General features: G+C 40.4%; 9 protein-coding genes. 2 read left to right on the top strand and 7 right to left on the bottom strand.

Annotated elements, in window-relative coordinates; genetic code table 11:
• Positions 1-5: 5 nt before the first annotated feature.
• From nuoF to ACG916_RS03800, 5 genes are all read right to left on the bottom strand, one after another.
• Positions 6-1,337: an NADH-quinone oxidoreductase subunit NuoF gene (nuoF, locus tag ACG916_RS03820; protein ID WP_004722838.1), complete on the bottom strand. Its 1,332-nt coding sequence runs from the start codon at positions 1,335-1,337 to the stop codon at positions 6-8.
• Positions 1,334-1,843 carry an NADH-quinone oxidoreductase subunit NuoE gene (gene nuoE / locus ACG916_RS03815; RefSeq protein WP_004722839.1) on the bottom strand — a complete coding sequence of 170 codons (510 nt, stop codon included), beginning with the start codon at positions 1,841-1,843 and terminating at the stop codon, positions 1,334-1,336. The genes nuoF and nuoE overlap by 4 nt, the downstream gene beginning before the upstream one ends.
• 14 nt (positions 1,844-1,857) lie before the next feature.
• Positions 1,858-3,645 carry an NADH-quinone oxidoreductase subunit C/D gene (nuoC, locus tag ACG916_RS03810; RefSeq protein ID WP_419368185.1) on the bottom strand — a complete coding sequence of 596 codons (1,788 nt, stop codon included), beginning with the start codon at positions 3,643-3,645 and terminating at the stop codon, positions 1,858-1,860.
• An 86-nt stretch (positions 3,646-3,731) separates the two neighbouring features.
• The gene (locus ACG916_RS03805) at positions 3,732-4,409 is read right to left on the bottom strand and encodes a NuoB/complex I 20 kDa subunit family protein (RefSeq protein WP_004722842.1); all 678 of its coding nucleotides are present in this window, start codon (positions 4,407-4,409) and stop codon (positions 3,732-3,734) included.
• 7 nt (positions 4,410-4,416) lie between these two features.
• The gene (locus ACG916_RS03800) at positions 4,417-4,965 is read right to left on the bottom strand and encodes an NADH-quinone oxidoreductase subunit A (RefSeq protein WP_004722844.1); all 549 of its coding nucleotides are present in this window, start codon (positions 4,963-4,965) and stop codon (positions 4,417-4,419) included.
• 888 nt (positions 4,966-5,853) lie between these two features.
• On the opposite strand from ACG916_RS03800, the gene ACG916_RS03795 reads away from it, so the two are divergent.
• Positions 5,854-6,204, top strand: coding sequence for a hypothetical protein (locus tag ACG916_RS03795; protein WP_336952954.1), 351 nt, complete (start codon positions 5,854-5,856; stop codon positions 6,202-6,204).
• A gap of 669 nt (positions 6,205-6,873) precedes the next feature.
• Here the strand turns inward: ACG916_RS03795 and bfmS are convergent.
• Both bfmS and bfmR read right to left on the bottom strand, forming a co-directional pair.
• Entirely contained in the window at positions 6,874-8,502 is a 1,629-nt protein-coding gene (gene bfmS, locus ACG916_RS03790; RefSeq protein WP_336952955.1) for a sensor histidine kinase BfmS, read from the bottom strand.
• Between the two features lie 64 nt (positions 8,503-8,566).
• A complete protein-coding gene (gene bfmR, locus ACG916_RS03785) occupies positions 8,567-9,280 on the bottom strand; it encodes a response regulator transcription factor BfmR (protein WP_004722855.1) in 714 nt (237 codons plus the stop codon).
• A 555-nt stretch (positions 9,281-9,835) separates the two neighbouring features.
• Between bfmR and ACG916_RS03780 the strand changes: the two genes are divergently transcribed.
• Positions 9,836-12,706: a ribonucleoside-diphosphate reductase subunit alpha gene (locus ACG916_RS03780; protein WP_419327632.1), complete on the top strand. Its 2,871-nt coding sequence runs from the start codon at positions 9,836-9,838 to the stop codon at positions 12,704-12,706.
• The last annotated feature ends 60 nt before the right edge of the window (positions 12,707-12,766 follow it).

Here is a 12,766-nt window from a genome sequence, read left to right as displayed (position 1 = left end):
ATTCCTTAAACTTGTTCTACGTGGCTGGCTTGGGCTACAGGACGATCTGTCACTTTAGCTTCAAACTCGCTACGGAAATATTTGAGTGCACCCATCAATGGTTCCATCGCACCTGGCGCGTGAGCACAGAATGTTTTACCAATCCACAATTTGCGAGTCAGTTCTTGAAGATGTTGAATGTCTTCCATCTTCCCTTCACCTTTCTCAATTGCGACAAGTGCTTTGACCGCCCAAGGTAAACCATCACGGCATGGCGTACAGAATCCACATGATTCACGTGCAAAGAATTCTTCTAAGTTACGCGTTGCAGAAACCATACACTGGGTTTCATCAACGACCATTAACAAACATGTACCTAGACGAGAACCAGCTTTCATAATGCTTTCTGAATCCATTGGAAGATCAATGTGTTCAGCAGCCAAGAAGTCAGTCGATGCCCCACCCGGTAACCATGCTTTCAGTTTAAGACCATCGCGCATACCGCCAGCATAGTCTTCAATCACTTCACGTGCAGTCGTACCAAACGGTAATTCCCAAAGACCAGGGAAAGTCACTTTACCTGATGCACCATAAATTTTAGTGCCTGGATCTTTAGATTTACCCGCAGACAAACCGATATACCACTCAGGCCCACGCAACATAATTGCTGGTAAGTTGTTATAGGTTTCTACGTTGTTTACGATAGTCGGACGGCCCCATGCACCTGCAACTTGTGGGAATGGCGGCTTAGTACGTGGGTTTGCACGACGACCTTCGAGTGAGTTAATCAATGCAGTTTCTTCACCACAGATATAACGACCCGCGCCGGTATGCACATGCAGGTCAAAATTCCAACCTGTGCCTAAGATGTTGTCACCCAAATAACCTTTAGCACGCACTTGTTCTAAAGCTTCATTTAAGTATTGTGCAGCTTCAATGTATTCACCGCGAATGAAGATATAACCCTGAGTCGCTTCTAGGGTATAACCTGCAATCAACATCCCTTCGATCAATTGATGTGGAAGTTTTTCCATCAATAAACGGTCTTTGAATGTTCCCGGTTCCATTTCATCGGCATTACAGATTAGGTAACGAGGACCACCATCATTGGGTGCCATCAATGACCATTTAATCCCTGCTGGGAAACCTGCACCACCACGACCTTTTACAGTCGCTGCTTTAATGACTTCAAGAACGTCTTTAGGTGGCATAGAAAGCGCTTTTTTAAAGCCTGCATAGCCTTCTAAAGCTTCATAGTCATCAGCACTACGAACAAATTCCTGTTTACTCAAACGCCATGTTAATGGGTGAGTTTCAGGGTTTCCTTCGCCATAAATTGGTCTTGGTTCGGTATTCATACATACTTCTCCAATAACTGTTTCACAGAAGTCACTTCAACCAAACCGTGTGTATCTTCATCGATCATCAGGGTTGGACCTTTGTCACAGTTCCCTAGACAGCAGATCGGCAATAAAGTAAAACGACCATCAGCTGTCGTTTGACCAAATTGGATACCCAGTTCACGTTGGAAAGCTTCTGCTAAAGTTTCCGCACCCATCAAGAAACATGCAATCGAATCACATAATAAAATTACGTGACGACCTACAGGCTGACGGTATATACGGTTATAGAATGTTGCAACACCTTCTAAATCCGCAGTTGTAATTGTCAATAATTGAGCAATTGCATGTAACTGCGCGTCATCCACCCAACCATTACGGCGCTGTACACACTTTAAAGCATCCAAAGACGCTGCACGTGGGTATGGGTAGTGACCCATGTGATGTTCAATTTCATGGATTTCTTCGCTAGTCAGAATCCCTTCAACATTCACACGTGGCTTTTTATCAGTCAAAATCATCATAATGCGTTTACCCCTTAGCGATCCACGTCAGCCATAACGACGTCAATTGTCGCTAAATAAATGATCAAGTCAGATACAAGACTGCCGTTAATCACGGAAGGAATTTGCTGCAAGTGGGTAAAAGTAGGTGTACGAATACGTGTACGGTAACTCATCGTTGACTTATCTGAAGTCAAGTAATAGTTAGATGCACCTTTCACCACTTCTGCCATTACAGAGGCTTCACCAGCTGGCATTACAGGACCCCATGACACGCTCAAGAAATGCGTAATCAAAGTTTCAATATCTTGTAAAGTCTTATCTTTTGGTGGTGGAACTGCCAATGGATGATCCGCTTTATAAGGACCAGAAGGCATATTATCCAAACACTGTTTGACGATTTTTAATGACTCTTCGATTTCGCGATAGTGAACCATCACACGTGCGTAAGCATCGCCTTCATACTCTAACGGCACTTCAAAGTCGTAATTTTCATAACCACTGTATGGACGATATTTACGAACATCAAAATCAATACCTGTTGCGCGTAAACCTGTACCTGTTACACCCCAAGCCAATGCCGATTTAGCATCGTATTGCGCAACATTACGGGTACGCCCCACAAATACTGAGTTTTTCAGCGCAGCAGTATGATATTCCTTCAAACGTTTTGGCATCCATTCGAGAATTTCACGAATCAGTTTTTGCCAGTTGTTTGGAAGGTCATGTGCTGTCCCGCCAATACGGAACCATGCTGGGTGCATACGGAAACCTGTGATCGCTTCAATTGCGTCATAGATTTTTTGACGATCCGCAAACATATAGAATACTGGTGTCATACCACCAGCATCCTGAATCGCAGTACCGATATACAATAAATGGTTATTGATACGGAATAATTCAGACATCATGACACGGATACATTGTGCACGATCAGGAACGGTAATCCCTGCAAGTTGTTCAACACCCATGACATAAGGCATGTTTTGCGCACAACCACCTAAGTAGTCAACGCGGTCTGTATATGGAATAAATGAATGCCAAGTTTGACGTTCAGCCATCTTTTCCACACCACGGTGGTGATAGCCAATATCAGGCACACAATCTTTCACTTCTTCGCCATCAAGCTGCAAAATCACACGGAATGCACCATGCGCAGATGGATGGTTAGGACCTAAGTTCAAGAACATAAAGTCTTCATCCGCGTTACCGCGTGTTAGACCCCAATCTTCTGGAACGAAACGAAGATGTTCTTGTTCGAAATCTTGTTTAGCCTTGTCTTGCATATACGGTGTATATTCAGTCGCACGTGCAGAATATTCTTTACGCAGTGGATGACCTTCCCAATAGGTTGGCAACAAGATACGACGAAGCATTGGATGCCCTTCGAAATTGATCCCAAACATATCGTAAGCTTCACGCTCGTACCAATTGGCATTTGGCCAAATATTGGTCGCCGTTGGAACGTTAATATCGTTCTCACTCAACGCCACTTTGATACGAATATCACTATTACGTTCTAATGAAAGTAAGTGATAGAACACTGTGAAATCAGATGCAGGTAAACCATCACGGTTGTTACGCAAACGTTCATCGACCGCAGATAAGTCAAACAGCATCACATAAGGACGTGGTACTTTACGCAAGTACATTAGAACTTCTTGTACATGTGCGCGCTCAACCCAGACCGTCGGAAAATCTTCAAACGTCGGTTGCACGTAAAAGTTCTCGCCAAATTTGGCTTTGAGATCTTCTACAATTGCAAATGCTGGGCGGGAATCAACTGGAGTCGATTCTGGCATAGCAATTTCAGTTTCAGCCATTGGCTTGGCTTCCTATTTAATACAAATTCTGTCAAATTCCCTGATGACCATATCCATCAGATATGTCAAATATTCATCAGAAAAAATTACTCAATTTCATCCATAGAGCGTAAGTTTTTCACTGCAATACGTTCAGCGTTCTTACGGTCGCGTTCTGGCATCATCTTTGGCTTATACACTGGCTGAAGATCATCACCGATTACCGCAGAGAGCGGACGACGTTCTAATTGAATTTGGTCTTGCAATAACATCAAGGCTTGAATCAATGCTTCTGGACGTGGTGGGCAACCTGGAACGTACACGTCAACAGGAATGATTTTATCCACACCTTGTACAACAGAATAGATGTCGTACATACCACCAGAGTTTGCACAAGCACCCATTGAAATCACCCATTTAGGCTCAAGCATTTGTTCATACAAACGTTGAATTACAGGCGCCATTTTAACAAAGCAAGTCCCTGCAACAATCATCAAATCTGCCTGACGTGGCGAAGCACGAATAACCTCGGCACCAAAGCGAGACAAGTCATGCACACCGGTTAACGTGGTTGCATATTCAACGTAGCAGCAAGATGTACCAAAGTTAAAAGGCCATATTGAGTTTTTACGGCCCCAGTTTACAGCTGTGTGTACCACATCCTCTAAGCGAGTCATGAACACATTTTTATTCACTTCTTCTTCAAGTGGATCTGTCACAATTTGACGATCTTGAAGCGGATATTGTTCAGCTTCTGGATTCGCACGGGTTAAAGTATATTTCATTCCCGAGTTACTCCTTGTTCAGAGACATGGTCGGTGTTTTATCTTTCACACGACCAGAAGATTGAGCTGGAATAGTTCCTGTAGGATCCATCACCAACTCTTCAATTGAATTGAAGCGAGTAATTTCTGCAAGGTCCATATTTGGTGAACCAATTTTAGGTTTAATCCCTGCGATTTTACGTTTATCTGAAGGTGACCAGTTCAATGCACCTGTAGATAATTCATAAATCAAACCAACGAGTAAAACTAAAATAAATACAGCTGCAGCTGAAAACCCAACCCAACCTACTTCACGTACAGATGTCGCCCATGCATATAAATAGAGGGCTTCCAAATCGAATACAACAAAGAAGATTGCAACAAGGTAGAACTTCGCAGACAAGCGGATACGTGCACCACCAGCACTAACCACACCTGATTCAAATTGCTCTTGCTTCGCACGTCCCCATGATTTACCCCCAAGGAGCAAAGGAACGGTGAGCATAAAGACACATAAAAATGTCACGCCGATCACGAAGGCAATGATTGCCCAATCGTATGGAGTAATGGCACTCATGCGGGGATAACTCCTGGCAGGCCTATTATTTAACAAAGAATGTATGTATTGGCCTTGCAAATACACCAAACACAAAATAAATCTGGTCAATTGTACCCGATTGATGTCATCTGTTGCTAGTTAATAGCTCTAAGTCTTTCGGATGATTTTTTAGACAAAAACCATATTTTTTCCTGATTCACAGCGATACAGCGCTGACTTATCGTTTTATCAAATTTCTATCCCTATTCTTATTAGTTTTTCCGAAGTTTATTTTTTAATCATGAATTAAAAATGACAAATCAGTAGCTTAATCCGATTCAGCCCAAGTAAAAGCCATGATTTATGCATGTATTTCTGCGATTTAATTGGCTAATTTCTACAAATATAAGGATTTACCATCTAAAATATTTTGTTACATTCTATGTGGTAAAATAGTCACATTAGATCAATCAAGTGATAAAAATTATCTTATTGTGATAATTTTTAAATATTACAAAGTTATTTATAATTTTTTATACTTCACTATTATCAAAACTAACTTATTTCAATGAAATAACCCGCTTTAAACCATCCAACGCCAAATGCCCAATGCCTACTTTTGACCTACCTTGTGCCCTCTTATGATTTTCTGATTTGAATTTTCAAAACAGTCAGCACTGTCGATCATGTCATTTTTCGCATATACAACAAACCCAAGTTTTCCAAAACTAAAGCCAGTTGAAAGGTGAATAACTTATCGTCGCTTAAATCAGTAAATTGTATATTTAGCACCCAATTATAGAAAAAGGTGTTCGTTGTCGCAAACTTAGACGAATTGTCTACAGAGCCTATACACATTGAACCACTTTTATGTATATGCTATTCAATATGAACAACTTTAAATCAAAAATTTAGGGGTAAAACAAGATGGAATTCAGCAGCAAGCCAAACTATTTTTTATTTGCACAATTACTGATTCGTCATATTGAAAATTATGTCAAAAAACACGTTGATGCACAAAATGCCATTTTTGATCTAAGAGATGTGTATGAGCTTTTCCGCCAAGATCTTGCCGCAACCACGACAAATCTAGAAGGGATTTTAAATATCGCGGATGAATATCGTATTGACACCATTCAAGGTGATCAAAAAATCATTAGCAGTTATAAAATTGACGCTGAACAAAACAGCTTATTGATTGATTTTAATCATGATGCATTACAAGCATTGCGAGACAGCAAGCCAATCATTGCGCCTGATGCAACGCTTCAACAATAGGATCTAGACTGAGCAACAGCCAGACATAAAAAACCACCGAAAATTTTCGGTGGTTTTTTTATTGAGTTTAACAATAGATTTTTTTATATAGTCAGCCTGTCAAAAAACTCAAGCACTAGAATAGAATTTCCATTAATTAATATTTTCTAAATAAATCAATTACATAAAAAATTTTTTAATTATAAAAAAGCTTGCAATACCTCATATTACATTCAAAGTTTAAATACCTTTGCGTAGGGGATGCCAAACCTTACGCCACAAACAAAGCAGTGCTTTGTTTTTGCTCATAAGCAAGGGGTTCGTCCTATACCCCCCCGTATTCCTCGGCACAAGGAGAGACATCCATGTCGCCACACGATAGAACAACCCTCTATGATTCAAAAGTACAGCAAACCAATTGATAACCAATAGTTTCTAAAAGTATATACAAAAACATAAGCTTCATTTCTGATCAATCAGCCGATAAAAATCACTGGTATAAATAATTAGGTGGTTTAACTATAAATCAAAAATAATTATAGAAAATTAAATCATATTGAAAGCCCCATCCCTTCCTCTGAATAAAGGAAAGGATGAAAGTAGTTTTATCTTAAATGATGGCTTTAAAGATGACTGATAAAATAAATCGAATAAATCTTAATCATATATTTTAATGGCACGATTTAACGTCTAAACTTTTTTCTTTTTAAAGCGCTCTACCGGCCAAGACATGGTAAATCTTGCACCACCCAAATCTGAGCTTTGATCGACTTCAATCGTCCCACCAAACCAATACGCAATACGACTCACAATTGAAAGTCCTAAACCATAACCACCTGAAGCACGGGTACGGCTATCATCTAAACGTGCAAATGCCTCAAATACACGTTTACGGTCTTCCTCTGGAATCCCAGGGCCATCATCTTCCACACAGACATAAGCCATACTAGTCTGGTGATTAACACCACCACTAATATTGACCTGATGATCACAATAACGTATCGCATTCCCCACCAAGTTTTGTACAACTCGATGTAAATAACGACGTTCTGCATCGACAATCACATCAGATGAAAGTGGGTTGAGGTGGATAATCTTTTGGGTTTTTAATGCTTCTGTTTCTACTGCAACCTGCTTTAATACATCAATCAATACAATTTTTTCAAAATCTAAAGAAGGTGTACCTTGCTCTAATTTCGCATAAGTCATGATTTCATCAATCAGTGTATTTAACGCTTCGATGTCTTTATCAATCATCTCGACCTGTTGCAAACGATACTCATGGTCATCTTCGTCTGCCAGCATTTCCATACCAAAACGGATTCGCGCTACAGGTGTACGTAACTCATGCGATACGGCACGCATTAACTCACGCTGTGCTTCAATCAAACGCTGTATATGATCAGACATGCTGTTATAACTGGTGGCCAGACTTGCCATCTCGTCATAACCTTCAACAGGTACACGTTGCGACATATCCCCTGTTCTCATCACATCCAAGGCTTCATTCACCTGTTTCAACTTGCGTTGCATTGGCACAATCAAGCCATAAACCCCCAAACACAGCAAGAACATACTCAACAATGTTATTCCAGCAGCCAATTTAACAGGCATCCAGTTAAACATTGGAACAGGTCCCAGCACCAAGACATCTGTAGGCGAATTTGGCAATGGAGAAACAATCGAAATGGTTGTACCACGTACAGTTGCACTGTCACGCCATAAAATTACACTTTGATCTGATCTTAAACGTCCAATTTGCTCTGAATCGAGATTGAGCTGAGAAATCTTTTCAACACCTACATGATAGGAAAAATGTTGTTGAATTTTTTTAAGATATTCTTGTTCTTGACCGGGATAATAAACCAAATAATCCAGAATGAACACAGGAAGCGCCTTCATTTGGCGTTCGCCGATTTGGTCGACTTTGATATATAAATAATGCTTTGGATCGTTTCTGATCCCTAAAACTAGATAAGCAATCCCTTGTTCTGCATCATAACGCACCACCGCTTTTTGATTTTCTATGCGTTTTTCTTCAGTACGAGATAAATCAACCTTTCTTGCTTCGAGATAATAAATGGGAAGCTCTAACAAATCAGAAGCATCTGAAATCCAATCTAGACGCTGCTGCTCAGTTTGCTGACGTGCCACACCCTCACTAATCACAAATGAAATTCCATCTGTGAGAGACTCACGATATTCCTGCGCACGTTGATAATTAATTATTTGGACAAGTAAATATCCAAACAAGGCAACCAACACAACAAGAATGACTAATCCTGCATAGATGCGCAAAAATATACTGTGTTTAGACACGCAAACTAACCTTCTTTATGCTTGTCCGGTGATGGACAAGCATCTTGGATGACCGACCCATCGTTTATAGACCAGTCTCTTTAACAAACAAATAACCTTTACTACGTACAGTTTTAATACGTTTCGGGTTTTCAGGATCATCACCAATTTTTGGACGAATACGTGAAATACGTACGTCAATCGAACGGTCTTGACCATCATATTCAATACCACGGAGACGTTCAAAGATGTCTTCACGCGATAAGATACGGCCTGCATTGGATGCCAACAACCAAAGTAAATCATATTCAGCACTGGTGAAGTCAACCAACTCACCATTGAGTGTCACTGAACGACCGCCATTGTCGATCACAAGATCGTCAAATTCAATACGTTGTGCAACTTCATCTTCAGGCGCTTTATCTGTACGACGTAATAGCGCACGGATACGCGCAAGCAGTACACGCGGTTGAACAGGTTTTGCAACGTAGTCATCTGCACCCATTTCTAGACCAAGAACTTGGTCCATATCTTCGGTACGTGCAGTCAACATCAAAATCGGTTGATGATAATGTGGACGAACTTCACGACAAACGGTTAAACCATCTGCACCCGGCAACATCACATCCAATACAACCAAGTCTGGTTGTTCAGCAATAATGCGGCGAATCGCACGGTTACCATCTGGTTCTACCCCAACTTCTAATCCATTACGAATTAAGTATTCCTGAGTTAAGCGAGCTAGGCGCTCGTCATCTTCAACAATCAGAATCTTTGGTAACTTTTCTTCTTGGCTCATCTATTTGCCCCTATATTTGATTTTGGAGTCTGCTACAAAGCTCGCAGATTCAACACACTATGTTTTGCAATATACACACGTTTACAATGTAAACAAGACCTCATTCACCAAACTGATACATGAGCGTATCAATTTGTTATATTTTTATTAACTATTGAATTGTAGGCAGTTTTATAAATTCAATACACATCATTTTTAAATTTCTCTAAGACAATCAATAGCTGGACTAATTTTTATACAAAATATTTCATTGTTCATATTCTGTCTCATCAATTTATCGTTTTTTTAGTTATCCACACACTTATCTATAAGCACTCTACTGAGTCTTTGCTATGCTATGTGCTTGTCTCATAAGGCATATAACAAAAATGACACTTTGAGGCAAAAAGATGCAAATAAAAATTTACTTTTCACGGATAAAATATTCTTGAAATGTCAATATTGATCTACCCTTAAAATTACCGTATCTTGTGTTCTAAATTAAATTAAACCACTAAGTATTGTGTTTAGTCCTCAAACATCGTGACAACAAATTTTGCAGTTTGTACGATTCAAATGGTCCATAAACATAACAATGATGACAATGGAGCTACGCTGACAATGAACGCCATTACAACCCCAGGTCAACTACAAGTGATTAAACGCACTGGTGATGTTGCCGCTTTTGATGCAGATAAAATCTCTGTAGCAATTGGTAAAGCTTTTTTGGCTGTAGAAGGTCAACAAAGTGCAGATTCAAGCCGTATTCATGATCGCATCACTCAGCTAACAGAGATGGTGATGAATACTTTTAATCGTCGTTTACCTTCTGGCGGAACAATTCATATTGAAGAAATTCAAGACCAAGTTGAATTGGCGCTTATGCGTACAGGTGAACAAAAAGTTGCACGTGCATATGTAATCTATCGTGAACAACGTTCTGATGCACGTAAACAAACTGGTGCTCATCATCACCCAACCTTACAAATCACAGATGCGAACGGTCAGCTTCAGCCTCTAGATTTGAGCAAACTTCAAGCCACGATTGAAAAAGCAAGTGAAGGCTTAGAAGGCATCAATGTTCAAGCCATTGTCGATGAAACAGTTAAAAACTTATATAACGGTGTAAAACAGTCAGACATCTCAACCACGATGATGATGGCGACACGTACCCGTATCGAACAAGAACCAAACTATACTTATGTAACTGCACGTCTATTACGTGATGACTTGGTTGCGACAGGTTTAAAATTCTTAGGTTTAGCTACAGATACTATCGAAGGCGATGCGCTCGAAACTTATTTAAACAAAGGTATCGAGCTTGAGCTTCTCTCTCCTGAGCTTTTAAACTTTGACCTTGCAAAATTGGCAGCTGCAATCAAACCAGAACGCTCAAACCAATTTACCTATTTAGGTTTACAGACTTTATTTGACCGTTACTTCATTCACTCAAATGATGTACGTTTCGAACTTCCGCAATTGTTCTTTATGCGTGTTTCAATGGGACTTGCATTAAATGAAGAACAGCGTGAAGATCGTGCAATCGAGTTCTATGACTTATTGTCTAGCTTCGATTATATGGCGTCTACACCGACCCTGTTTAACTCAGGTACATTACGTCCACAATTGTCAAGCTGTTACTTAACTACGATTCAAGATGATCTTTATGACATCTATGGTGCGATGCGTGACAATGCCCTTCTTTCTAAATGGGCAGGCGGTTTAGGTAATGACTGGACACCAGTACGTGCCTTGAACTCATATATCAAAGGTACCAACGGTAAATCACAAGGTGTTGTACCTTTCCTTAAAGTTGCCAACGATACTGCTGTTGCAGTAAACCAAGGTGGTAAACGTAAAGGTGCAGTATGTGCATACCTAGAAACTTGGCACTTGGACATTGAAGAATTCCTAGAGCTTCGTAAAAACACGGGTGATGATCGTCGTCGTACTCACGACATGAACACGGCTAACTGGGTTCCAGATTTGTTTATGCAACGTGTGATTGAAGACGCTGAATGGACACTGTTCACACCATCTGAAACGCCTGATTTGCATGATTTAACTGGCGGTGAATTTGCTGAACGTTATGCTTACTACGAAGGCATTGCAAAAGAAAACAACATGCTGCATAAGAAAATCCGTGCGAAAGACTTATGGCGCAAAATGTTATCAATGTTGTTTGAAACAGGTCATCCTTGGATCACATTCAAAGACGTATGTAACTTACGTTCACCACAACAACACGTAGGTGTAGTGCATTCATCTAACTTATGTACTGAAATCACTTTAAATACCAATAAAGATGAAATCGCAGTATGTAACTTAGGTTCGATCAACCTTGTACAACATGTTCAAGGTGGCGCATTAGACCGTGAAAAATTAGCGCGTACAGTTAAAACTGCTGTTCGTATGCTCGACAACGTGATTGACATCAACTACTACGCAGTTGAACAAGCACGTAATTCAAATATGAAACACCGCCCTGTCGGTATGGGTATCATGGGCTTCCAAGATGCTTTATATGAATTGGGTATGGGTTATGGTTCTGATGCAGCGGTAGATTTTGCTGATGAATCAATGGAAGTGATCAGCTACTACGCGATTCAAACATCAAGCGACCTTGCTGTTGAACGTGGTGTGTATTCAACATTCAAAGGTTCATTGTGGGATCAAGGTATCCTGCCAATCGACTCTTTAGATATCGTTGCAAAATCACGTCCAGAGCGTATGTTTGAAGTTGACCGTACTCAACGTTTGGACTGGGATACATTACGTACTAAAGTTCAAAAAGATGGTATGCGTAACTCAAATGTAATGGCGATTGCCCCTACAGCAACCATTTCAAATATTTGTGGCGTTTCACAGTCTATCGAACCGACCTTCCAAAACCTTTATGTAAAATCTAACCTTTCTGGTGAATTTACAGTGATCAACCCGTACTTGGTACGTGCGTTAAAAGATCGTGGTCTTTGGGACTCTGTGATGGTTAACGACTTGAAACACTTTGAGGGTTCAGTACAAAAAATTGCACGTATCCCTGAAGAGTTAAAAGCAATTTTTGCGACTGCATTTGAAGTAGATACACGTTGGATCGTAGATGCTGCATCACGTCGTCAAAAATGGATCGACCAAGCACAGTCATTGAACCTTTATATCGCTGGTGCAAATGGTAAGAAACTAGACATCACTTATAAGATGGCTTGGTTACGTGGTCTTAAAACAACTTATTACCTCCGTGCATTAGGTGCAACCTCTGCGGAAAAATCAACCATTAACACGGGTGCTTTAAACGCAGTAAAAGCAACAACTGTTGCTGCACCAGTGGCTGTGGTTACTCAAGAAACTAAACCTGAAGCGCCTGCTGAAGAAGATGGTTTCGCTCAAGCAGCACCAGTACCACAAGCATGTTCAATCGACAATCCAGATTGTGAGGCTTGTCAGTAAGTAATCCTTCCCAATCCTCAAGGGGAATAAAGTCCCCCTTTTAAAAAAGGGGGACTTAGG

This window comes from Acinetobacter legionensis, from assembly GCF_048552295.1.
In the GTDB taxonomy this organism is placed as follows: domain Bacteria; phylum Pseudomonadota; class Gammaproteobacteria; order Pseudomonadales; family Moraxellaceae; genus Acinetobacter.
The sequence above is the reverse complement of the archived record's forward strand: the minus strand, read 5'-3'. Positions and strand labels throughout refer to the sequence as shown.